General features: G+C 68.8%; 2 protein-coding genes. Both read left to right on the top strand.

The window, feature by feature from the left end:
- Positions 1-9 precede the first annotated feature (9 nt).
- Positions 10-14,820 carry a type I polyketide synthase gene (locus tag ACX4ZE_RS16285; protein ID WP_480274290.1) on the top strand — a complete coding sequence of 4,937 codons (14,811 nt, stop codon included), beginning with the start codon at positions 10-12 and terminating at the stop codon, positions 14,818-14,820.
- Positions 14,813-26,551 (top strand): SDR family NAD(P)-dependent oxidoreductase, encoded by an 11,739-nt coding sequence (locus ACX4ZE_RS16280; protein ID WP_480274289.1) that lies wholly within the window; start codon positions 14,813-14,815, stop codon positions 26,549-26,551. Before ACX4ZE_RS16285 ends, ACX4ZE_RS16280 begins: the two co-directional genes overlap by 8 nt.
- The last annotated feature ends 11 nt before the right edge of the window (positions 26,552-26,562 follow it).

Here is a 26,562-nt window from a genome sequence, read left to right as displayed (position 1 = left end):
GGACAACGTATGCCCAACGACGAGAAACTGCTCGAGTACCTGCGCCGGGCCACCGCCGACCTCGGCGATGCGCGGCGGCGGCTGCGGAAGTATCAGGACGCCAGGCACGAACCGATCGCCATTGTCGGAATGGGCTGCAGATATCCGGGTGGTGCGAATTCGCCGGAACAGTTGTGGGATTTGGTCTCCGCGGGCACGGACGCCATCACAGAGTGGCCGACCAATCGCGGCTGGGATGTCGAGGGCCTCTACGATCCGGACCAGGACAATCCCGGTACCTCCTACACTCGCAATGGCGGGTTCCTGGACGAAGCAGGCGAATTCGATCCGGGATTCTTCGGCCTCTCGCCGCGTGAGGCGCTGGCCATGGACCCGCAACAGCGGCTGCTCCTCGAGGTCGCCTGGGAAACCTTGGAAGGCGCGGGCATTGTCCCGGCCACTCTGCGCAACACGCCGACTGGTGTCTTCATCGGGGCAATGGTGAACGGCTATGGCGCGGGTTGCGCTCGGGTCGCTGAGGTCGAGGGCCTGCTGCACACCGGAACGACGAGCAGCGTCATCTCCGGACGGCTTTCATATGTGTTCGGTCTGAGCGGACCGTCGTTCACCGTGGATACGGCCTGTTCTTCCTCACTGGTCGCGCTGCATCTGGCCGTGCGATCGCTGCGGTCGAAGGAATGCTCGATGGCGTTGACCGGCGGCGTGGCCATCGGCGCCGACCTCGATGCGTTCGTTTCCTTCAGCAGGCAGAAGGCGCTCGCCCCCGACGGCCGCTGCAAGGCGTTCGCTGATACGGCCGATGGCACCGCGTGGTCCGAAGGCGTCGGCGTGCTGCTGCTGGAGCGCCTGTCGGACGCGGTCGCCAAGGGGCATCGGGTACTGGCAGTGGTGGCCGGTTCTGCGGTGAATCAGGATGGCGCGTCGAATGGTCTGACCGCGCCGAACGGCCCGGCGCAGCAGCGGGTCATCCGGGCGGCTTTGGCCGATGCCCGGTTGTCGACGGCGGATGTGGACCTCGTCGAGGCGCACGGGACCGGCACCAGGCTGGGTGACCCGATCGAGGCGCAGGCTTTGCTGGCGACCTATGGCCAAGCCAGGCCTGCTGAACGACCACTGTGGTTGGGGTCGCTGAAATCGAATATCGGGCACACGTCCGCGGCCGCGGGTGTGGGCGGGATCATCAAGATGGTGCAGGCATTACGGCACGGTGTGTTGCCGCGGACACTGCATGCGGATGTTCCTTCTTCGCAAGTGGACTGGTCATCGAATGCGGTGCGGTTGCTATCGCAAGCTGGGGCGTGGCCGGAGCTGGGGCGGCCGCGGCGTTGCGCGGTGTCATCGTTCGGTGTGAGCGGGACGAATGCGCATGTAGTGCTGGAGCAGGCGCCCGAGCCGCAGGAAGCCGATCCGGTGCCGTTGTCGGAGGAACCCGCACGGTTGCTGCCGTTCGTCGTATCCGCGCGCACCGAGGAGGCGCTCGGCGCCCAGGCCTTGACTCTGCGTACTGCTCTGGATCGGGACCAAGACGCTGAAATGGCCAATGTGGCAAGGGCATTGGCCACCACGCGGACCGCATTCGAGCATCGCGCGGTCGTGCTCGCCGAGGGCCGAGATGAGCTGCTCGCGGGACTGCGTGCGCTAGAGAACGGTGCCGAAGCCCCCTGTCTGGTTCGCGGCAGCGCGATCCATTCCGGTCGGACAGTTTTCGTTTTTCCTGGTCAGGGTTCGCAGTGGGTGGGGATGGCTCGGGAGTTGTTGGACGAGTCGGCGGTGTTCGCGGCGCGGATGGCGGAGTGTGAGGCGGCGTTGGGGCCGTTTGTGGAGTGGTCGTTGGTGGATGTGTTGTGTTCGGCGGATTCGTTGGATCGGGTGGATGTTGTTCAGCCGGTGTTGTTCGCGGTGATGGTGTCGTTGGCGGCGGTGTGGCGTTCGTTCGGGGTGGAGCCTGCTGCGGTGGTGGGGCATTCGCAGGGTGAGATCGCTGCGGCGGTGGTGGCGGGTGGGCTTTCGTTGGCCGATGGGGCGAAGGTTGTCGCGTTGCGTAGCCAGGCGATCGCGGTGCTGGCAGGCCGCGGCGGTATGGCCTCGGTGCCATTGGCAGCCGAGGAGCTGAACGATCGTTTGCATGCGTGGGCGGAGCGGATCTGCGTCGCCGCCGTCAACGGGCCGTCGTCGACTGTGGTGACCGGTGACGCCGCTGCCGTCGGGCAATTGGTCGCGAGCTTGGTCGCGGACGGCATCGGAGCCAGGGTCATCCCAGTCGATTACGCCTCGCATTCACCGCAGGTCGAGCAGATCCGCGACCGGCTGCTGGCAGACCTCGCCGATATCGAGCCGACCGCCGCCGACGTGCCGTTCTTCTCCACGGTGGATGCCGCCTGGCGCGATACCCGCACCCTGGACGCCGACTACTGGTATCGCAACCTGCGTCAGCCGGTGCGCTTCGCAGGCGCTACCCTGGCTCTGCTCCAGGACGGCTACACCTTCTTCGTCGAGCCGAGCGCCCATCCCGTGCTCACCGTCGGCGTGACACAGACGGCAGATGCGGCCGGCGTGGACGCCACATCCGTCGGCACGTTGCGCCGAGATCAGGGCGGCTTGGATACCGCGCTGCGGTCGTTTGCCGAGGCGCAGGTCCACGGCTTGTCCCCGGATTGGACCGAATTCTTCGGTGGTATCCCCGCCGGCCAGGTGACACTGCCCACCTATGCGTTCCAGCATCGTTGGTTCTGGTTGCAGCGTCAGGAGGATGCCGTCGCGGCACCGGCCGCCGACCCCGCGCAGACCGCTTTCTGGGAGACGGTCGACGACGAGAACCTTCCGGCGTTCACCGCCACCCTCGGTCTGGCGCCCGCCGACACGGTCAGCGCCGTATTGCCTGCCCTCGCCGCGTGGCGCCGCGGGGTCGCCGACCGGGCCACCGCCGACTCCTGGCGTTACCGCATCGAATGGGAACCACTCGCCGCCCGTCCGGACGCAGCGCTCGCAGGCATATGGCTGTTCGTCTCCTCCGCGGTTACCGCAGGCGACATATTGCCCGAAGCCTGTGCACGGGTGCTGACCGAAGGCGGCGCCACTGTCGTACCGATTGTGCTCGACTCATCTGCCGACGACCGGGACGCGCTCGCCGCACGGCTCGGCACGATTCTCGCCGAACTTCCCGGCCCGGTGTCCGGCGTCTTCACACTGCTCGGGCTCGACGAGTCACCGCACCAGCGCAATCCGCACATGACCGACGGCACCGCACTGAGCTTGGTGTTGCTGCAGGCTCTCGGGGACAGTGGGTGCGCGGCGCCCATGTGGTGGGCTACTCGGGGCGCCGTGGCCACCGGCACCGCTGATGCGCTTTCCAGTCCTGCCCAGAGTGTGCTCTGGGGCCTGGGCCGGGTCGCCGCCCTGGAACACTCGCCGCGCTGGGGCGGCCTCGTGGACCTGCCAGTCGTCTTGGATCAGCGGGCCGCCGACCGGCTGCGCGGGGTGCTCGCAGGCCGAGACGACGAGGACCAAGTCGCGATCCGGGCCACCGGGATCTACGGCAGGAGGTTGGTCCGTGCCGCGCTCGGCGATACTGCCGCGCCGCCGTCCTGGAAGCCGCGTGGCACGATTCTGATCGTCGGCGGCACCGGTGGCATCGGCGCGCAGCTGTCCCGTTGGTTCGCCGACCGAGGCGCGGAGCACTTAGTGCTGGTCAGCCGCAGCGGCCGGGCCGCAGCAGGCGCGGATGATCTGACCGGACAACTTGCCGCGCTTGGCGCCAGGGTGACCATCGCAGCCTGCGATGTCACCGACCGGACGGCACTGGCCGAGCTCGTCGCCGAATTGCGTGCGGATGGGGCCGACATCCGCACGGTGATCCACGCCGCGGGCGGGGGTGCGCTGGTTCCGCTCGCAGACACCGATCCCGACGACTTCGCGCAGACACTGCATGCCAAGGTCGGCGGTGCCGACAGCCTCGACGCTGTCTTCGGCACCGACCCGCTGGATGCCTTCGTCCTGTTCTCCTCCATTTCCGCGATCTGGGGCAGCGATGAGCATGGCGCGTACGCCGCCGCCAATGCCTACCTCGACGGTTTGGCCGAGAATCGCCGCTCTCGCGGCTTGACCGCCACCTCGATCGCCTGGGGCATCTGGGATCCGGCCGATGGCGGCGGCATGGCGGCAAACCTCGTCGAAGACCAGCTACGGGGACGTGGAGTCCCTTTCATGGCGCCCGCGGTGGCGCTCGGCGCGTTCGGCCGAGTGCTGGACAACGAAGACACCGCCGTTCTGGTGGTCGACGTCGACTGGGAACGTTTCGCACCGGTGTTCACCTCGGTGCGGCCCAGCCCGCTCATCGCGAGTTTGCCGGAGGTGCGGCGCGCCCTGACAGACGGGGATGCGCCTGCCGCCGACGAAGGTGCGGGCTCGGCGTTGCGTCGCAGATTATCCGAGGCCGACCTCGCTGACCGCGATCGCATCCTCATCGACCTGGTGCGAACCCACGCGGCACGTGTCCTCGGCCATGATTCCGGCGGTGCGATCGAGCCCGACCGAGCCTTCCGCGAACTGGGTTTGGACTCGCTGACCGCTGTCGAGATGCGCAATCGGCTCAACGCCGCCATTGGGCTACGACTGCCCGTGGCGGTGATCTTCGACTACCCGTCGGCGACTGCGCTCGCCCGGCATCTCGGTACGTTGCTGCTCGGCGCCGAAACCGACCAGCGGGAGCAGCTCCAGGTTACCGCTGCGGACAACGAGGACCCCATCGTCATCGTCGGCATGGCCTGCCGCTATCCGGGTGGGGTGCACAATCCGGACGAGCTATGGGATCTGCTGGTCGAGGGCCGTGACGCTGTCGCTGAACTTCCAACGGACCGCGGCTGGAATATGGCGGCGCTCTACGACTCCGATCCGGACCGGCCAGGAACGACCTATGCGTTCGAAGGCGGATTCCTCGACGAGGCAGCGGAATTCGACGCGGGGTTCTTCGGTATCTCACCGCGAGAGGCGCTGGCTATGGATCCACAGCAGCGGCTGCTGCTGGAGACCTCCTGGGAGGCGCTGGAGCGTGCCTGCATCGATCCGGCGACTCTGCGCGGCAGCCGGACCGGCATTTACGCAGGCGGTGCCTACCAAGGGTACGGCAGCCACGACGTGCCCGCGGAGGTAGAAGGCCATCTCATCGCGGGTGTGTCCACCAGCATCCTATCCGGGCGGGTCGCCTACAGCCTGGGGCTGGAGGGCCCCGCCGTCACCGTCGACACCGCCTGCTCTTCATCGCTGGTCGCGGTGCACCTGGCCGCACGGGCACTGCGCAGTGGCGAGTGCACACTCGCCCTGGCCTGCGGTGTCACTGTACTCGGCTCGCCGCTGTCGCTGACTGGTTTCAGCCGCCAGCGCGGCCTGGCAGCGGATGGGCGGTGCAAGTCCTACGCTGCCGCCGCCGACGGGTTCGGCATCGCCGAGGGCGTCGGTGTGCTGCTGCTGGAACGCCTTTCAGACGCTGAGCGCAACGGTCATCCGGTGCTCGCCATGCTCCGCGGCTCCGCGATCAACCAGGACGGCGCGAGCAACGGCCTCACCGCCCCGAATGGGCCTGCGCAGCAGCGGGTCATCCGCGCGGCACTCGCCGACGCCGGGCTCGCCCCTGCCGATGTGGACGTGGTCGAGGGGCACGGCACCGGAACGAGGCTGGGTGACCCGATCGAGGCCGACGCGCTGCTGGCCACCTACGGGCGCGACCGGCCTGCGGACCGGCCGCTGTACCTCGGCTCGGTGAAGTCGAATATCGGCCACACCCAGGCCGCCTCTGGCGTCGCGGGCATCATCAAGATGGTGCAGGCCATGCGGCACGACCTGCTGCCCCGGTCACTGTATGCCGCCGAGCCCACTGCCGAGGTCGACTGGTCCGCAGGCGCGGTGAAACTGCTGGCCGAGCCCGCGCCGTGGACGCCGGACGACCGGCCGCGCCGCGCAGGCATCTCGTCCTTCGGCCTCAGCGGCACCAATGCGCACATCATCCTCGAGCAGGCGCCCGAGCCGCAGGCGCAGCCGGCCGACGAGCCGCAGGCGCGGCGGGCGGTGCTCTGGCCGCTCTCAGGTCGCAGTGAACAGGCGCTGCGGTCGCAGGCAGCCCGGCTGGCCGAGCACCTCGCGGCTCGGCCCACCTCGTCTCCTTTCGACGTCGGCTATTCCCTGGTCCACGACCGGACGCAATTCGAATATCGGGCGGTCGTCGGCGGCCGCGACCGTGACCGTGACGCCATGGTGGAGAGCTTGACCGCACTAGCCGCAGGGCGCGCCGACGACCTCCTCGCGCAGGGCGTCGCAGGCGCCGTCGGCAGAACGGTTTTCGTTTTTCCTGGTCAGGGTTCGCAGTGGGTGGGGATGGCTCGGGAGTTGTTGGACGAGTCGGCGGTGTTCGCGGCGCGGATGGCGGAGTGTGAGGCGGCGTTGGGGCCGTTTGTGGAGTGGTCGTTGGTGGATGTGTTGTGTTCGGCGGATTCGTTGGATCGGGTGGATGTTGTTCAGCCGGTGTTGTTCGCGGTGATGGTGTCGTTGGCGGCGGTGTGGCGTTCGTTCGGGGTGGAGCCTGCTGCGGTGGTGGGGCATTCGCAGGGTGAGATCGCTGCGGCGGTGGTGGCGGGTGGGCTTTCACTGGCCGACGGCGCGCGCATGGTGGCCCTGCGCAGCAAGGCATTGCTGCCGCTGGTCGGTCAGGGCGGAATGTTGTTCGCGGCGACGCCGGTCGATGCGATCACCGAGTATCTGCGGCCGTGGGCGGATCGGATCTCGGTGGCGGCGATCAACGGTCCCGGCTCGGTGACGGTGTCCGGGGACACTGCCGCGCTGTCCGAGCTGAGCGCGCGGCTGGCCGACGCCGGAATCATGTCCTGGGAGCTTCCCGGTGTCGATTTCGCCGGGCACTCGCCGCAGGTGGACCGACTGCGCGCCGAACTGGATGCGGCCTTCACCGGAGTGACGCCACGGTCGTCGGGGATCGCGTTCTACTCCACTGTCACCGGCGCGCGGTACGACACCGTCGGATTGGATGCCGGGTACTGGCACCGCAACTTGCGGGAGCCGGTCGCTTTCTCGGCAGCCGTCGACGCGTTGCTGCGGGACGAACACACGATCTTTGTCGAGGTCAGCCCGAACCCGGTGCTGTCGGTATGGTTGCGACAGGCTGTGGAATCGGCCGAAGCACCAGGATGCGTTACCGGCACCCTCGCCGATTCCGACGGCGGCCTGCGGCGTTTCCTCCTTTCGCTCGGCGCACTGCACACCTACGGCGTGGAGATCGATTGGGACGCCGTACTGCCCGGAACCGGTGCGCGGCATATCGAATTGCCGACCTACGCCTTCCAGCGGGCACGCTATTGGCTGGAAGCGCCTGCCGCCGCCGCCGCGGGCGCAGTCGGCGCCGACTCGGTGGACGCCGGGTTCTGGACGGCCGTGGAACGCGGTGACCTCGCGACCCTGGCGAGCACGCTGCGGGTGGCGGATGAGGATGCGCGGGCTTCGCTGCGCGCGGTGCTGCCCGCCCTGTCGTCCTGGCACCGTGACAGCCGGGATCGTCGCGTGCTGGACACTTGGCGTTACCGCGTGATCTGGAAGCCCATCGCGATCGGCCAGGAAAAACCTGTTCTGCGAGGTCGATGGTGGTTGATCGTACCGGAGGCCATGGTGGACGATCCGGCCGTCGCCGCCTGCGCGAGCGCACTAGAGCGGCACGGCGCCACCGTCGCCATGGTGCCGATCGGCGACGACGAGCGGGCGCAGGTCGCGGACGGTTTGCGTGAGCGTCTCCGCGCGGACGCGCCTGCCGGTGTGCTGGCGCTGCTCGGCCTCGCCGCCGAGGAACACGGCTCGCCGGTGCTGCCTACGGGTCTGGCCATGACCATGACCCTGGTGCAGGCGTTAGGCGATGCCGATGTCGCCGCGCCGGTCTGGGCCGCGACCGTCGGTGCGGTCCGGGTCGGCCGCGCCGATACCGTGCCCAGTGCTGACCAGGCCATGATCTGGGGACTCGGCACGGTCGCGGGCATGGAGTACCCGCAGCGCTGGGCGGGTCTGATCGATCTGCCCGCACGGTGGAACGAGCGGGTCCTCGACCGGCTGGCGCACGTCCTGGCCGGTCTCGACGGTGAAGACCAACTCGCCGTGCGCTTCTCCGGCGTCTTCGCCCGTCGTTTGGTGCGGGCCGAGCCGACCGAGTCAGGATCTGTCTGGACGACCTCCGGCGCTGCGTTGATCACCGGTGGCACTGGCGCTCTTGGTGCGCATGTCGCGCGGTGGCTGGCACGCGCCGGAGCGCGACATATCGTGCTCGCAGGCCGTAGGGGGTCTGCCGCACCCGGCGTCGCACTACTAGTGGCCGAGCTGGCGGAGCTCGGTGCGGACGCGGTTGCGGTGGCCTGCGATGTCACCGACCGCGATGCCCTTGCGGGCCTGCTCGCCTCGATACCGGCTGATCGCCCGCTACGCACCGTGGTGCACGCCGCGGGCGTGCTGGACGACGGCGTTCTCGACGGTCTCACCCCGCAGCGCGCTGCCGCCGTGCTGCGCCCCAAAGCCGAGGCCGCCAGGCATCTCGACGAACTCACCCGCGACCTGGATCTGGACGGGTTCATCCTGTTCTCCTCCCTCGCGGCCACTCTGCCGGGAACCGGTCAGGGCAGCTATGCGGCCGCCAATGCCTACCTGGACGCTCTGGCGGAGCGGCGGCGGTCCCTCGGGTTGCCCGCTACCTCCCTGGCCTGGGGTTTGTGGGCGGGCGACAGTGCGGCCGCCGCGACGGGCGACCGGCTCGTGGGCGCGGGCTTGCGGCCGATGGAACCGGAAATGGCCCTTACAGCGCTCAGTGAGGCACTGGCACACGGTGAGACGCGGCTTATCGTCTCCGGCTTCGACTGGGAGCGATTCACCCGCACCTCGGTGACATTGCGTCCCAATACCGTACTGCGCGACCTGCCAGAGGCCATCCCGTTCCTCGACGCAGGCCGAGGCGCAGGCGGCGGCGACTCCCTCGCGGGACGGTTGGCCGGCCTGTCGGCGGTCGAGCGCGAGGAGGAATTGACAGCCTTGGTTCGTGCGGAAGTCGCCGAGACACTCGGCTATGCCGATGCGGCAGGCATCGAACCCGGTCGTGTCTTCCGTGACCTCGGATTCGATTCGCTGACCGCTGTCGACCTGCGCAGTCGACTGGCGGCCGTGACCGGGCTGCGGCTGTCGGTCACATTGGTCTTCGACCACCCCACGATCGCTGCGCTGGTTCGCCATATCGCAGGATTGCTCGGCGTCGCGGATGCTCCCGAGGCCGCTACCGCGATCGCGGCCGCGCCCGCGGCAGCACCGGTCGACGATCCGATCGCTATCGTGGCGATGAGCTGCCGTTTCCCCGGTGATGTCGAATCCCCTGATGACCTGTGGCGCCTGGTCTTCGACGGCGTCGACGCCATCTCGCCGTTCCCGGCGGGCCGTGGTTGGGACCTCGACGAGCTCTACTCCGGCGATCCGGACCAGCTGGGCACCTCCTACACCCGGTACGGCGGGTTTCTGCACCACGCGGCCGAATTCGACCCGGCCTTCTTCGGTATCTCGCCGCGTGAGGCGCTGGCCATCGATCCCCAGCAGCGATTGCTGCTCGAGATCGCCTGGGAAGCATTCGAACGCGCGGGCATCGATCCACGATCCCTGGCGGGTAGCAGGGCCGGAGTCTTCGTCGGCTCCAGCTATCACGACTACGGGAGCCGGGTGCGGCAACCCTCCGAGGAACTCGAGGGCTACCTGGGACTCGGCAGCGCGGGCAGCGTCGCCTCTGGTCGTATCGCCTATACCTTCGGGCTGGAAGGTCCTGCGGTGACCGTGGATACGGCTTGTTCCTCGTCGCTGGTGGCGATCCATCTCGCCGCGCAGGCACTGCGCGGGGGCGAGTGCACGCTCGCGCTGGCTGGTGGTGTCGCGGTGATGGCCACCCCCGGTTCGTTCGTCGAATTCAGCCGACAACGCGCGCTCGCCGAGGACGGCCGCTGTAAGCCGTTCGCTGCCGCCGCCGATGGCACTTCCTGGGCCGAAGGCGCGGGTGTCGTTGTGCTGGAACGTCTCTCCGACGCCCGGCGCAACGGCCATCCGGTGCTGGCGCTGGTCCGTGGCTCGGCAGTGAACCAGGACGGCGCCAGCAACGGCCTCACCGCGCCCAATGGGCCCGCCCAGCAGCGTGTCATCACCCAGGCGCTGGCCAACGCCGGGGTCGCCGCCGCCGATATCGACGCCGTCGAGGCGCACGGCACCGGCACGCGGCTCGGCGACCCCATCGAAGCCCAGGCGCTGCTGGCAACCTATGGGCAGGACCGGCCCGCGGACCGGCCGTTGCTGCTCGGTTCGATGAAGTCGAACATCGGGCACGCGCAGGCCGCCGCAGGCATCGCGGGAATCATCAAGATGGTGCAAGCCATGCGCCACGGCGTATTGCCGAGCACGCTGCATGTGGATCGGCCGACTCCGCTCGTCGATTGGTCGTCGGGAGCAGTGGCGCTGCTGACCGAGAACACTGCGTGGCCCGAGACTGACCATCCCCGCCGGGTCGCCGTTTCCTCGTTCGGCGTCAGCGGCACCAACGCACACACGATCCTGGAATACGTTCCCGAAGAGGGTGTTCCAGCCCCGCAGTCCGATGCGGACGGCGGCGGTCTCTGGCTCGTGTCCGCTCGCAGCGTGGCGGGGCTGCGAGCCCAGGCGGAGCGGCTGCTCAGCTATGTCGAGGACCGTCCAGCGCTCGATCCCGCCGCCATCGGCAGGGCCCTGGCGAACACGCGCAGTGCCTTCGAACACCGCGGCGCCGTCGTGGCGGATACCAGGGACATGCTGATGGCGGGTATGCGCGCGTTGGCGACCGACAGCACCGCGCCCGGCGTACTCCGCGGCAGGTCCGGCGAAGGCAAGACGGCCTTCCTGTGCGCGGGCCAGGGCAGTCAGCGTCCCGGCATGGGTGCCGAGCTCTACCGCGCACAGCCGGTCTTCGCCGCCGCTTTCGACGCGGTGTGCGCGGAATTCGACGTCCTACTGGACAGGTCGCTGCACGAGGTGATGTTCGCCCCGGCCGATTCGCCCGAGGCCGCCCTGCTCGACACCACGGCCTTCACCCAGCCCGCATTGTTCGCGCTGGAGACCGCCCTGTTCCGGCTGCTGGAGCACTGGGGTACGGCACCAGCACTGCTGTTGGGGCATTCGGTGGGCGAACTCGTCGCGGCGCATGTCTCGGGCGTGCTGTCGCTGCCCGACGCCGCGCGGTTGGTCGCCGCGCGCGGCCTGCTCATGCAAGCCCTGCCCGAGGGCGGCGCGATGATCTCGTTGACCGCCTCGGAGGAGCAGGCCCGGTCGCTGCTCGCGGGGCAGGAGGACCGGGTGTCCATCGCCGCGGTGAACGGGCAGGCGGCCACCGTCATCTCGGGTGACGCGGATATCGCGCTCGATATCGCGGCCCGCTGGCAATCGACAGGCGGTAAGGCACGGCGGCTGAAGGTCAGCCATGCTTTCCATTCACCGCATATGGACGCGATGCTCGATGATTTCCGCAAGGTCGCCGAAACCATCGACTTCCGGCCGCCGCTGATTCCGATGGTGTCGAACCTGACCGGCCGAGTAGCGAGCGCCGAGGAGATCCGCACGGCCGATTACTGGGTCGCGCATGTGCGCCATGCGGTCCGCTTCCACGACGGTATGGCGTGCCTGGCCGCCGAGGGCGTCACCCGCTTCCTCGAACTGGGCCCCGACCAGTCCCTGACTGCCATGGGTCGCGACAGTCTGGCAGACAACGCGGTCGACCCGGATGCCCTGGTCTCGTCGCTGCGCCGTGACCGAGCCGAGATGGCTTCGGTGACCACGGCATTGGCTCAACTGCATACCCACGGCATGCCGATCGACTGGGAGCGGTTCTTCGACGGTCCGGTCGGCGGGTATGTGGATCTGCCGACATACGCCTTCCAGCGCGAGCGCTACTGGCTGGAGGCCGACGACGCCGCCGGTGATGTGGCGGCCGTTGGCCTGCGTCCCGCCGAACATCCGCTGCTCGGCGGGATGATCGAGCTTCCGGACTCCGGCGGGTTCCTGTGCACCACAAGGATATCTACTCGCAGCCATCCCTGGTTGGCCGATCACGGCATCCTGGGCTCGGCGCTGTTCCCGGCCACGGCCTTCCTCGAACTGGCCATCCGGGCCGGAGACGAAGTGGGTTGCCATGAGGTCGACGAGCTGCTGCTGGAAGCACCATTGGTGATCGAGCCGAACAGTGCTGTACTGCTGCAGGTTTCGGTCGGCGCGCCGGACGGTGACGGTAGCCGTACGATTGCTGTGCATTCCCGGCCCGATGCCGCGTCCCCCGGTCGGCCGTGGACCAGGCATGCCGCAGGCCTGCTCATCGTCACCACGTCGAGCGAGGCCGAGCCGAGCGAGCCTGCGGCAGTGGGCGAGTGGCCGCCGCAGGGAGCCGAGCCGATCGAGGTCGAGGGACTCTATGAGCAGTTCGCGCAGGGTGGTTTCGCGTATGGACCGGCTTTCCGGGGACTGCGGGAAGCATGGCGCCTCGGCGACGAGGTGTACGCCGAGGCGAGCCTGCCGCCAGGGCATCGTGGCGATGCGGCCGGGTTCGGGCTGCACCCAGCTCTGCTCGACAGCTCCCTGCACGCGCTGGCCTTCGGCATCCTGGCCGGTTCCGACCAGAGCTGGTTGCCATTCTCCTGGAATGGCGTTCGGTTGCATGCCTCGGGCGCGTCGTCGCTGCGCATCCGATTGCGTCCTGCGGGCCGGGACGCCGTGGAAGTGCTGGCTGTGGACGCGGCAGGCGATCCCGTCATTTCCATGCGCTCGCTGCTGTTGCGGCCGGTGTCTGCCGATCAGGTCGGCGCTGCTCGGCCTGCCGCCGGGCACGAGGAGCTGTTCCGGGTCGAGTGGCCCGCACTGCCGACGACAACGCCTGGCGCGGTGGGCGACTGGGTTGTTCTCGGTGGCGAGGTGTCGGAATGGGGTACGGCGGGTGTCATTCGCGCGGTAGCCGACCTTGCCGAGCTGATGCGTGGCGACCTGCCTGCGGTGGTGGTGGCCCCGATCCCGGTCTGTCCGGCGCCGCGGGATGAGGTAGCGGCGGTACGGTCTTCCACCGAGTACGCGCTCACGCTCGTCCAGAGCTGGCTCGCGCAGGAGCGGCTACAGGACGCCACTCTGTTGCTGGTGACGCGCGGCGGTGTGGCCATTCGGCCGGACGCCGATGTGCCGGACCTGGCCCATGCCGCGGTGTGGGGTCTGGTGCGCACCGCGCAAACCGAGCATCCCGGCCGATTCGTGATCGCGGATCTGGACGATGACGCAGCCTCGGTGGCGGCGCTGCCCGTCGCTCTCGGCTCCGGCGAACCGCAGGTCGCCATGCGCTCCGGGGTAGCGCATCAGGCCCGGCTGGCCCGTGTTCCGCGCACCGAAGCGCCTGCGTCGCCGGTGTGGGAGCGCGGGGGCACCGTCCTGATCACGGGTGGTACCGGCGCGATCGGCCGACACATCGCCCGCCACCTCGTATCCGGGCACGGCGTGCGCAGGCTGGTGCTGACCGGCAGGCGCGGTTCGGCCGCCGCGGGCGCGGCCGAACTGCGGGACGAGCTGACCGCGCTCGGCGCGGATGTCGAGATAGCCGCGTGCGATGTCGCTGACCGAGAACAACTCGTGTCGCTGCTCGCCGGGTTGCCCGCGAGCTATCCGCTCACCGCCGTGGTGCACGCCGCAGGCGTGCTCGCCGACGGCGTGATCGAAGCACTGACACCGCAGCGGTTGCGGGAAGTGATGCGCCCCAAGGTGGATGCCGCGCTGCACCTACACGAGCTCACCGCAGGGATGGAGCTGTCGGCGTTCGTGGTGTTCTCGTCCATCGCAGGCGTCTTCGGCGGTATGGGCCAGGCCAACTACGCCGCGGCCAACGCCTTCCTCGATGCGCTGGCACACCGCAGGCGGGCGAACGGCCTGCCCGCGGCATCCCTCGGTTGGGGGCTGTGGATCACCGAGGACGGCATGAGCGGTTCGCTCGACGAATCGGATCTGCGCCGCATCGCTCGCGGCGGCATCCTCGCTTTCACCCCCTCAGACGGTGTCGGCCTGTTCGACCTGGCAGTCGCTGCCGACGAGCCTGCCGCGCTGCCACTGCGTCTCGATCTAGCGGCGACGGCGGCCGCCGGATACCCGCCTATGCTGCGCGGTCTGGTACGTCCGCAGTCCCGGCGAGTCGCAGGCGCGGCCCCTGCCGAGTCCATTACTCAGCGGCTGCGCGGGCGGAACCCGGCTGAGCGCGAACGCATCATGCTGGAGCTGGTCCGGCTACAGGTGGCCACGGTCCTCGGCTTCGCCGATCCGGAGGCAGTGGATGCAGATCGCGGGCTGATGGAACTCGGTTTCGATTCGCTCACCGCGGTGGAACTGCGCAACCGGCTCAACGTCGCGACCAATCTGCGGCTGCCTGCCACGCTGCTGTTCGACTACCCCAGTTCGGTGGCGCTCGCCAAGTACCTCGCCGCCGAGTTGGCGCCGGACGACGCCGAACCAGCTGCAGGCGGCATGGCCGAACTCGAGCAATTGGAGAAGGTATTCGATGGTGGCACGGCCGATCCCCAGGTGTTGGACCGATTGGAGAGCCTGGTGAATACCTTGCGCGCCAAAGCCGATCCGGATGCCGCCCGACTGGCCGAACGCATGGGCCAGGCGAGCGACGACGACCTGTTCGACTTCATCGACAACGAGCTCGGGATGGGCGAGGACACGCCGCTGAACTCCGCGATCTACGAAGGGGATGAATTCCGTGACTGACGACAAGCTCCGGGACTATCTCAAGCGGGTGGCGGCAGATCTGCATCACACCCGCACCCGCCTCAACGAAGTCGAGACCAGGGGCCGCGAACCCATTGCCATCATCGGTATGGGCTGCCGTTACCCTGGCGGCGTCGACACACCCGAGAAGCTATGGCAGATGGTCGTTTCCGGCACGGACGCGATCACCGAGTTCCCGACGGACCGCGGGTGGGATCTGGCGTCCTTGTATGACCCGACCCGGCGTCGTCCGGGCAGCACCTATGCCGCAGAGGGCGGCTTCTTGGATGAGGTCGCCGACTTCGAGCCGGAGTTCTTCAACATCTCACCGCGTGAGGCGCTGGCCATGGATCCGCAGCAGCGGCTGCTGTTGGAGACGACGTGGGAGGCGTTCGAGCGGGCTGGTATCGACCCGCACTCCTTGCGCGGCAGCGACACCGGAGTCTTCGCAGGCGTGATGTACCAGGACTACGCGCTGCGCCTGGACAGGGTACCCGAGGAGGTGCAGGGCTACCTGGGCAACGGCCAATCCGACAGTGTGGCATCGGGCCGCATCTCCTATACCTTCGGCCTAGAGGGACCGGCGATCACGGTGGACACCGCCTGTTCTTCCTCGCTGATCGCTATTCATCTGGCAGCGCACGCGTTGCGCCGTCGTGAATGTTCGCTGGCACTGGCCGGTGGCGCCATGGTGATGTCGACGCCAGTGCCCTTCACCGAGATGAGTAGACAGGGCGGCTTGGCGGGCGACGGGCGGTGCAAATCCTTCGCCGACGAGGCCGACGGCACCGGCTGGGGCGAAGGCGTGGGAATGCTCCTGCTGGAACGACTATCGGATGCCCGTCGTAACGGTCATCCGGTACTCGCGGTGGTGCGCGGCAGCGCCGTCAACCAGGATGGCGCGAGCAGCAGGTTGACCGCTCCCAACGGGCCCGCTCAGCAACGCGTCATCCGCCGAGCGTTGGCCGAAGCGCGGCTGCGACCGGACACGGTCGATGTCGTCGAGGCGCACGGCACCGGCACCCCCCTCGGTGATCCGATCGAGGCGCAGGCGCTGCTGGCCACCTATGGGCGCGACCGGCCGGGCGACCGGCCCCTGCTGCTCGGCTCGCTGAAATCCAATATCGGTCACACCCAGGCGGCTGCCGGGGTCGGCGGCGTCATCAAGATGGTCATGGCCATGCGGCACGGTACCGTGCCGCCCACCCTGCATGCCGAGCATCCCACCACTCAGGTGGACTGGTCCGCAGGCGCTATCCAGCTGGCTACCGAGCCGATGCCGTGGCCGGAGACGGACCATCCGCGCCGGGCCGCGGTGTCCTCCTTCGGGATCAGCGGCACCAATGGTCATGTCATTTTGGAACAGCCCGAGCTCCTCGAACCGCCCGCGCCGGAGGAGGCTTCGCGGCCTACGGCCGATTCCACGGACGTGCCCTGGTTGCTCTCCGCCCGCGACCACGAGGGGCTGCGCGCCCAGGCGAGGCGGCTGCGCGCACACCTGGCTGAGCATCCAGATCTCGATCTCGATGCGATCGGCCTGGCCTTGGCAGGCCGGACCGTTTTCGATCACCGGGCCGTGCTACTTGCCTCGGACCAGCCGGGCTTGGTCGCCGACCTGACGGCGCTCGCCGACGGCATTCCGTCTCCTACAGTCGTCCGAGGCGGTGAAATCAACGCCAGTCGTGTGGTGTTCGTCTTTCCCGGTCAAGGTTCGCAGTGGGTGGGGATGGGCCGAGAATTGCTGGCGCAGTCGACGGTATTCGCCGAACGGATGGCCGAGTGCGCAGCGGCGCTGTCGCCGTTCGTGGACTGGTCGCTGCTCGAGCTGGTGGAATCGGGTACGACGTGGGACCAGGTGGACGTCGTTCAGCCGGTGTTGTTTTCGGTGATGGTGTCACTGGCGGCGGTGTGGCGTTCGTTCGGAGTGGAGCCTGCGGCGGTGGTGGGTCATTCGCAAGGCGAGATCGCCGCGGCGGTGGTCGCAGGCGGGATATCGCTCGCGGAAGGCGCGCAGGTTGTCGCATTGCGCAGTCGCGCCCTGCGCTCCCTCGCAGGCGCAGGCGCGATGGCCTCTGTGCAACTTCCGGCAGACCGGGTCCGAGCTGAACTCACCCCATGGGGTGCGCGGCTCTCGATAGCCGCGGTCAATGGCCCCGCTTCGGTGGTGATTTCCGGTGACCCAGCGGCCCTGGACGAATTCCTCGCCCACGCAGAGCAACAGCAGCTGCGCGTGCGGCGCATCGATGTCGACTATGCCTCGCACAGCAGCCATGTCGAGCAGATCCGTGACGAACTGCTGACCCGGCTGGCCGGGATCGCCCCGCGCCCTGCCGAGGTGCCTTTCTACTCCACAGTGACTGGGACGGCACTGGATACCACGACCCTCGACGCAGGCTACTGGTATCGCAACCTGCGGCAGACCGTCGAGCTCCAACAGGCCGTCACCGCCGCGCTCGACGCAGGATTGCGTGCCTTCGTCGAGGTCAGCCCGCACCCGGTGCTCAACGTCGCGGTGGAAGAGACCGCCGCGGCCGCCGAGACCGACGCCTTGGTGGCAGCAAGCATGCGTCGGGATGACGGCGGTCTCGCCCGATTCCACGTCGCGCTCGGTGAACTGTGGACCGCAGGTGTCACTGTGGACTGGCAGCCCGCCTACGCTCATCTACCCGTTCGTGCTGTCGAGCTACCCACCTACCCGTTCCAGCGGCAGCGGTACTGGCTGGAGAACTCCGGCCCCGCGACCGGTGACGTGACCGCCGCAGGCCTCACCGCTGCCGCGCATCCGCTGCTCGGTGCGGTCGTCACGCTGGCAGATGGCGACGAATTCGTGCTGACCGGGCGGCTGTCCACGCGAACTCACCCGTGGCTGGCAGAGCATTCGGTGCTCGGCACCGAGCTGGTGCCTGGCACCGCCCTCCTCGAGCTCGCGGCCTGCGCCGCCGACCAGGTGGGCTTGCGCCGGGTGGAGGAGCTCACGCTGGAGACGCCGTTGGTGGTGTCTACGGCCGCCGTCGACGTGCAGGTCACAGTCGGCGCGCCCGACAATAGCGGATCGCGGGCGATCGCCGTGTACGCCCGGACCGCCGACGCGGCACCACAGGACTCGTGGACCAGGCACGCTCGGGGCACGCTTTCCAGCGCCACGGCAATAGGGGCGGAGGCGGCCGCCGCGTGGCCGCCGCCTGGCGCGATACCGATCGACCTGACCGGACTGTACGAACGCTTCGCCTCGGGCGGGTTCGTCTACGGGCCCGCGTTCCAGGGATTGCGTGGCGCCTGGCAGGTGGGTGCGGATATCTACGCCGAGGCCGTGTTGCCGCCGCAACAGCACACTGATGCCGCGCTGTTCGGCCTGCACCCGGCACTGCTCGACGCCGCACTGCACGTCACCGGACTGTCGGGCGAGGAAACGGGCCGGATGCCGTTCGCCTGGACCGGTGCTGTCGTCCATGCGCACGGTGCTACCGCACTCCGAGCCAAAGTGAGTCCCGCTGGGGACAACGCCGTCGCAATACAGGCGTGGGACACCTCGGGACAGGCGGTCGTCTCGGTCGACGCTCTGCTGCTGCGACCAGTGGTCGATGCCCCGCGACGTGCGGACCGGCACGATTCGCTGTTCTTCCTGGACTGGCAACCGCTACAACTCACCGGCCGTTCCGGTGACACCGCGGAGCCGATTGTGCTCGGCGGCGGAACCTACCCGGACCTGGCCGCACTGCGCGCCGCTCTCGCGGCTGGTGCTGTCACACCAGGCCTGGTCGTCGCGCCGGTGGCAGGAAATGACCTAGCGGCAGGCAACGACTCGGCCGAGCCGGCCGCCACCCACCGGGTCGTGCACGATGCCGTCGCTCTCGTGCAGGACTGGCTCGCCGAGGAACGCCTCGCCGAGGCGCGCCTGATCGTACTCACTCGCGGGGCGGTCGCGGTGACATCCACCGAGGACATCACTGATCTGTCGCAGGCCGCGGTCTGGGGGCTGGTGCGCACGGCGCAGACCGAGCATCCGGGACGCTTTGTCCTGGCCGATGTAGACAACCCGAGTGAAATCTCTACTCTCGCAGAAGTTCTCACCGCCACCGAGGAAGAACAAGTAGCGGTGCGCCGCGGTGAGTTCCGCGTCCCCCGGCTGGCCAGGGCCACGGTCGCGCAGCATCGCGAACCCTTCGCCGATCCGGACAGCACCATCCTGATCACCGGCGGCACCGGTCTGATCGGTTCCCGGATCGCGCGCCACCTGGCCGCATCCGGAGCGCGTCGGCTGGTACTCGCAGGCCGTAGCGGTCCCGCCGCGGCAGGCGTGGGCGAACTGGTCGATGAACTCGCCGCCCTCGGCGCCCGATGCATCGTCGTCGCCTGTGACGTCGCCGATCGCGAGGCGCTGCGGCGGTTACTCGACGACATTCCCGCTGAACACCCGCTGACCGCGGTGGTGCACGCCGCGGGCGCCCTCGATGACGGTGTCGTCACCGCGCTCACTCCGGAGCGCATCGATGCGGTACTGCGCCCCAAGGTGGACGCCGCCATCCACCTGCATGAGCTGACGGCAGGCTACGGCCTGCGCGCATTCGTGCTCTTCTCTTCTGCCGCAGGAATTTTCGGCGGTCCTGGTCAGGGCAACTACGCCGCGGCCAACGCTTTCCTCGACGCGCTCGCCCAGCATCGCAGGGCAAACGGCTTGGCCGGACAGTCGATCGCCTGGACGCTGTGGGAACAGCGCAGCGCGATGACCGAGCACCTCGCTGCCGATGACGCCCGCCGTATCGCGCGCTCCGGCATGCCCGCGCTGACCGATCGACAGGGAGTCGAACTCTTCGACTCGGCCACTGCCGCGGGAGACCCGCTCCTGGTCGCCATGCCGCTCGATCTCGCGGCCCTACGAGCCCGCGCCGACACCGACCCGATCCAGAGGTTGTTGCACGGCATCGTTCGCCCGGCCGCTCGCCGGGCCGCAGCGGCCGCGCCCGGCGGCGACAGTGTCTCCGCACCATCCGTCCGGCTGGCCGCACTGCCCGCCGCCGAGCGCCGCCGGGAACTGCGCGAGCTGGTCCGTACCCAGGTCGCCGCGGTATTAGGACACGCAGCCGCGGAGGCGGTGCAGCCCGACCGAGCGTTCCGGGACCTCGGATTCGACTCCCTCGCGGCGGTAGACCTGCGTAATCGCCTCAATCTCGTCACCGGGTTGCGACTGCAGGCCACCCTGGTCTTCGACCACCCCACCCCGGACGCGCTCGCAGACTTCCTCGATACTCGGCTGGCAGGCGATACCGAAAGCACGCCGATCATACCGGCGGCGCGGACCGGCCCGGTCGACGACCCGATCGCGATCGTCGCGATGGCCTGCCGGTTCCCGGGTGGTGCGAACTCGCCGGAGGAGCTGTGGGACCTGGTGGCCGCAGGCGTCGACGCCATCTCTGCCTTTCCTGCCGACCGCGGCTGGGATGTCGACACCATCTACGACCCGGACATCGAGACCGATCGGCACGGCACGTCGTACGTCGACGAAGGCGGATTCCTGTACGACGCGGCAGAATTCGATGCCGGATTCTTCGGGATCTCGCCGCGCGAGGCGCTGGCCATGGATCCTCAGCAGCGTCTGCTGCTGGAGACATCGTGGGAAGCGTTGGAACGGGCAGGCATCGACCCGACCACCTTGCAGGGCAGCCGCACCGGCGTGTTCACCGGCGTCATGCACCACGACTATTCCGTTCGCTTGATCGGGAACGTGCCGGAGGAGGTGGAGGGTTTCCTCGGCTCCGGCAACTCAGCCAGTGTCGCCTCCGGTCGCGTCTCCTATGTTCTCGGGCTAGAGGGCCCGGCGGTGACTGTGGACACCGCGTGCTCGTCATCGTTGGTATCGCTACACCTCGCGGTGCGGTCACTGCGCTCCGGCGAGTGCGATATGGCGCTCGCGGGTGGCGTGACGGTGATGAACAGCCCCGAACTGTTCGTCGTGTTCAGCCGCCAGCGCGGCCTGGCCCCAGACGGCCGATGCAAGGCGTTCGCCGAAGCGGCGGACGGCACCGGCTTCGGTGAGGGCGTCGGTGTGCTGCTGCTGGAACGGCTGTCGGACGCGGTCGCCGCAGGCCGAAAAGTGTTGGCGGTGGTTCGCGGCTCGGCGGTCAACCAGGATGGCGCGAGCAATGGGCTCACCGCCCCGAACGGCCCCGCGCAACAGCGGGTGATCCGGGCGGCGTTGGCCGACGCCCAGTTGGCCACGACGGATGTGGATGTGGTCGAAGGCCACGGCACCGGCACCAGGCTCGGCGATCCGATCGAGGCGCAAGCCTTGCTCGCGACCTATGGTCAAGACCGCCCCGGCGGGGCTCCGTTGTGGCTGGGGTCGTTGAAGTCCAACATCGGACACACGTCCGCGGCTGCCGGTGTAGGTGGCGTCATCAAAATGGTGCAGGCGCTGCAGCACGGCGTGATGCCTGCGACCCTGCACGTGGATCGACCTTCCTCGCAAGTGGATTGGTCCGTCGGCGAGGTGCGGTTGCTGGCGCAGTCGCAGCAGTGGCCGGAAGTGAGCAGGCCGCGGCGCGGCGCCGTGTCGGCTTTCGGCGTGAGCGGAACGAATGCGCACGTCGTACTCGAGCAGGCTCCCGCACCCACGGACCTGGCGAGGAGTACGGACGAGCGTCCCGTCGCGTGGGTGCTCTCCGCTCGATCCGCCGCGGCGCTACGAGCCCAGGCCGAGCGGCTCGCGCGGCACGTCGACGCATGGCCGGAACTCGATTGCACCGATATCGGCTTTTCCCTCGCAGTCACCCGGACCCGGCACCCCCACCGTGCGGTCCTGGTCGGTGACCGCGAGCACCTGCTGGCGGGTTTGCGGGCCCTCGCCGAAGACGCACCTGCCGCTACCGTGGCACAGGGCGTCGCAGGGACCGTGGGCGGCACGGTATTCGTCTTCCCAGGTCAAGGCGCGCAATGGGTGGGCATGGCACTGGAATTGCTCGACACCAGCCCTGTCTTCGCGGAGTCGATGACGGCCTGCGAACTCGCCCTCGGACAGTACCTCGACCGGTCGCTCGCGGAGATCCTGCGAGATCCGGCCGCCCTGGATTCGGTGGACCACCTACAGCCTGCCCTGTTCGCCGTCATGGTCTCGCTGGCCGCGACATGGCGCGATTTCGGCGTCGAACCGGACGCCGTCCTCGGCCATTCCCAGGGAGAGATCGCCGCGGCCGTAGTGGCCGGAGCGCTGTCGCTCGCGGACGGCGCTGCGATCGTGGCATTGCGCAGCAGGCTGCTGCGCGCGATCGCGGGCAAGGGCGCGATGGCCTCGCTGGCGCTGCCCGCGGACGACGTCCGAATACTGTTGGAGCGTATCGGCTCAGCGCATGCCGACCGAGATATCGCCATCGCCGCGATCAACGGCCCCGCCGCCACCGTAGTGGCCGGTGACCCGAGCGCCGTGGCCGAGCTGCTGGCTGTTTGCGCGCGCGAGGAGATCCACGCCCGCCGCATCGAGGTCGATTACGCCTCACACTCCGCGCACGTGGACGCTCTCCGCGCCGAGCTGATCGCGGCGCTCGACGGCATCCAGCCCGGAGTCTGCCGAGTCCCCATGTACTCCACTCTCGATGTGGCCTGGCTGGCAGGTCCCGAACTCACGGCCGAGTACTGGTTTCGCAATCTGCGCGGAACCGTCTGCTTCGAACCGGCCGTGCGGGCACTCGCGCAGGCGGGCCACACCACTTTCATCGAGGTCAGCCCGCATCCGGTGCTCACGCTCGGCATCGGCGAGACACTGGCGGATTCCGCGCAGTCCGTCGTCGTCACCGGGTCGTTGCGCCGTGGCGAGGGCGGACTCCAGCGGATGCTGCTGTCGGTGGGCGAGGCCCACGCCCGCGGCGTCGACCTCGACTGGAACGCGGTATATCCCGGCGCCGAGCGGGTGGATCTGCCCACCTATCCATTCGAGCACACCCGTTACTGGCTCGACGCCGCCCCCGGCCCGGCGGATGTCGCCGCAGTGGGCCTCGGGGCCACCGGTCATCCCCTCCTCGGCGCCGCTGTCGACCTCGCCGACTCCGGTGAGCAACTGTTCACCGGTCGGCTGTCCCGGACGGCAATCCCATGGCTGGCCGAACACGATGTCTCGGGCATCACCGTGTTGCCAGGTACGGCCTTTCTCGAGCTCGCGCTGTACGCGGCCGACGTGGTGGGCTGTGGACTGGTCGATGAACTCACCCTGCATGCCCCGCTCACGCTGCCCGAGCGCGACTCGCTGCGGCTGCAGGTGCGAGTCGGCGCAGTGGAGTCCGACGGGCGTCGCAGCCTGGGCGTGTACAGCCGCGGCGATCAGGACGACACCGAATGGACCGCCTGTGCGACCGGCAGGCTCGCTCCGCTCGCCGGTGGCGCCGATGTGTCCTCGGAGAGTGTCGTGGCCTGGCCACCGGCCGATGCGCAACCACTCGACGTATCCGAGCTCTACGACCAGTTCGTGGCCGCCGGATACCGGTACGGGCCCACCTTCCGTGGTGTGCGGGCGGCTTGGGGGCATGGCGGCGAGGTCTTCGCCGAGATCGCCTTGCCACAGCAGCGTGACGGCGACGACTATGTGCTGCACCCAGCCTTGCTGGACGCGGCGCTGCAGGCATCCGCTCTGCTGCCCGACCGTGATGGCGTCGCACGACTGCCGTTCTCGTGGACCGGTGTGACCGCTCGTGCCGCAGGTACGGCCGCCCTCCGCGTCCGTATCACCGCCCGAGGCAAGGAGGACGTGTCACTGGAGGTCCGCGACCTCACCGGTCGGTTGGTGTTGACCGTCGACTCGCTGGCGCTACGCCCGCTGCCTCCGGGCGGACTGCGAGCGGGCACCTCTGCCGCGGAGCGGATGCCGCACGTGGCATGGGTAGCCGCACGCGGGTCCGGCGATCCGTCCGAGGTCGGCTCATGCGCGGTGCTCGGCGATGGTTTGTCCGCTGCCCTGCCTGCGGCGTCGGCTTGGCCGAATCTCGACGCGCTACGCGCGGCTGCGGCGACGATCCCCGCCTACGTATTCGCCGACCTCCCTGCGGACATTGATGGCGCCCCACCGAATATTTTGCGTGACAAGACTGTTCGTGCCCTCGCTCTGATCGGGGACTGGCTGGCCGACGAGCGTTGCGCGGAGTCGGTTCTCGTGGTGGCTACTCGCGGCGCAGTCCGGACCGGACCGGGGGACCGGGGTGGGAACTGGGCCGAATCCGGCGTGTGGGGGTTGGTCCGTACCGCCCAGAGCGAACATCCCGGCAGATTCGTGCTTGCGGACATCGACGATCATCCGGCGTCGCTGAGCGCGCTGGCCGCCGCATTGTCCGCTGGGGTAGCCGCGGAGAGTCAATACGCGGTCCGCGCCGGGGAACTTTTCGTCCCCCGCCTGACCCCAGACGGCCGCGACGCGCTCATCCCGCCGCCGGACCAACCGGCCTGGCGGTTGGGGCTCGCGGACGACACCGCAGTCGGGGGGTTGGCGCTGCTGCCCGCGCCCGACGCGCTCGCACCGCTCGGGCCGGGCGAGGTCCGCATCGCTGTCCGCGCCGCCGGTCTCAACTTCCACGACGTCGTGGTCTCCCTCGGCCTCGATCCCGACCAGCCCACCCTCGGCAGCGAGGGCGCGGGCACGGTCCTGGAGACCGGGCCAGGAGTGACCGATCTGGCGCCCGGCGACCGGGTGCTCGGTGTCTTCGGCGGGGCATTCGGCCCGGTCGTCGTTGCCGACCGCGCCACCATCGCCCGGATTCCCTCGGGCTGGTCGTTCGCGCAGGCCGCGTCGGCGCCGATTGCCTTCCTCACCGCGTATTACGGACTTTTCGATCTGGGTGGCTTGCGTCGCGGCCAGTCGGTGTTGGTGCACGCCGCCACCGGCGGCGTCGGCATGGCCGCGGTGCAACTTGCCAAGCACGCCGGAGCGGAAGTCTTCGGCACAGCTAGCCCTGCGAAATGGGATGTATTGCGCGACATGGGTTTCGACGATAGCCACCGCGCATCTACGCGGACGACGGAATTCGCCGAAAAGTTCGGCGACACCACCGAAGGCCGCGGCATGGATGTCGTACTCGATTGCTTGGCAAGGGAATTCGTCGACGCATCGTTGAACTTGCTTCCTCGGGGCGGTGCTTTCGTAGAGATGGGCAAGACCGATATCCGCGACGCCGAGGACATCGCACGGCGCTACCCCGGTGTGCGATATCAGGCATTCGATCTGGTGCAGGCGGGGCCGCAACGCATAGGCGAGCTGCTCGCCGAGGTGTTGTCGCTGTTCGAGCAGGGCGTGCTCACCCCGTTGCCGATCACCTGCTGGGATCTCCGTCACGCTCCTCGGGCGTTCGGCCACCTGCGCAATGCCCGGCACATCGGCAAGAATGTACTGTTGGTGCCCGCACCGGTCGATCCAGCGGGCACCGCGCTCATCACAGGTGGGACCGGCACCCTGGGCAGGCTTGTGGCCCGGCACCTGGCGACCGACTACGGTGTGCGGCATCAGATCTTGATCAGCCGCCGTGGTGCGGACGCGCCGGGCGCCGCCGAGCTCGTCGCCGAACTCGCCGAGCTCGGCACGCAAGCCATCGTCGTCGCCTGCGATGTCGCCGATCGGCCCGCGTTGGCGGCCGTGCTCGCGGCGATTCCACCGGACCGTCCGCTCAACGCGGTCGTCCATGCCGCGGGCGCGCTCGATGACGGCGTTATCGGCTCGCTCACGCCCGCGCAGGTCGAGCGGGTGCTGCGCCCCAAGGCCGATGCCGCGTTCGCCTTGCACGAACTGACCCGCGACAGCGACCTGGCGGCCTTTGTCCTGTTCTCCTCCGGGGCTGCCCTGCTCGGCGGAGCAGGCCAGGCGAACTATGCTGCCGCCAACGCCGCCCTCGACGCCCTCGCAGTCGAGCGACGCGCTCTCGGCCTGCCCGGTGTCGCCATCGGCTGGGGACTGTGGCAGGAGCGTAGCGAACTGACGGCGGGGGTGGCCGGGGCCGCGGAGGGCCGGATGACCCGCACCGGCATCGGCGCGTTGACCTCAGCAGAGGGGCTGGCGATGTTCGATGCGGCCTCGAGGTCGGCCCACCCGTACGTCTTCGCCGCACGGATCGACCGATCCCGGCTCGCCGAAGGAACCAGCGTTCCGCCACTGCTCACCGACTTGGTCCGCATGCCACGGCAGACATTGCGGCGGGCAGGTGACGTCGCCGGAGCAGGGGAGCAGGTGCTGGCCGAGCGGCTGGCCGGGTTGGCCCCGGCCGAAGCGCATCGGATTCTGCTCGACATCGTGCGCAGCAATGCCGCGATCGTGCTGGCGCACGCGTCGGCCGACGAGATCCACCCCGCACGCCCATTCAAAGACCTCGGATTCGACTCGCTGACCGGCGTGGAACTGCGCAATCGACTGGCGAACACAATCGGGGTGCGGCTTCCGGCCGCCCTCGTCTTCGACCATCCCACCCCGGAGGCGCTGACCCGATACCTCCTCGACCAGGTCGGCACACCAACTCCGGCCACGCCGCCGCTGCTCACCGAGCTGAGCCGCCTCGAGGCGCAACTGGACGCCCTGCTTCCGAAAGACGCAGGCGCGGCGGTGCCCGACGAACTGGCCGCGTGGTTGCGGCGTGCTTTGGCCAAGGTTGAGGCCTTCGGCACGACATCCGCGGGAACGCACCAGCAACAGGTCCGACAGCAACAGGTCATCGAGTCCGCCAGCGACGACGAGCTCTTCGACCTCATCGACAAGGAACTGGGCATCTCGTGAAACCCGCGCAA

Source organism: Nocardia sp. TBRC8007 (assembly GCF_056629435.1).
This window is presented reverse-complemented; position numbering and strand designations above follow the sequence as displayed.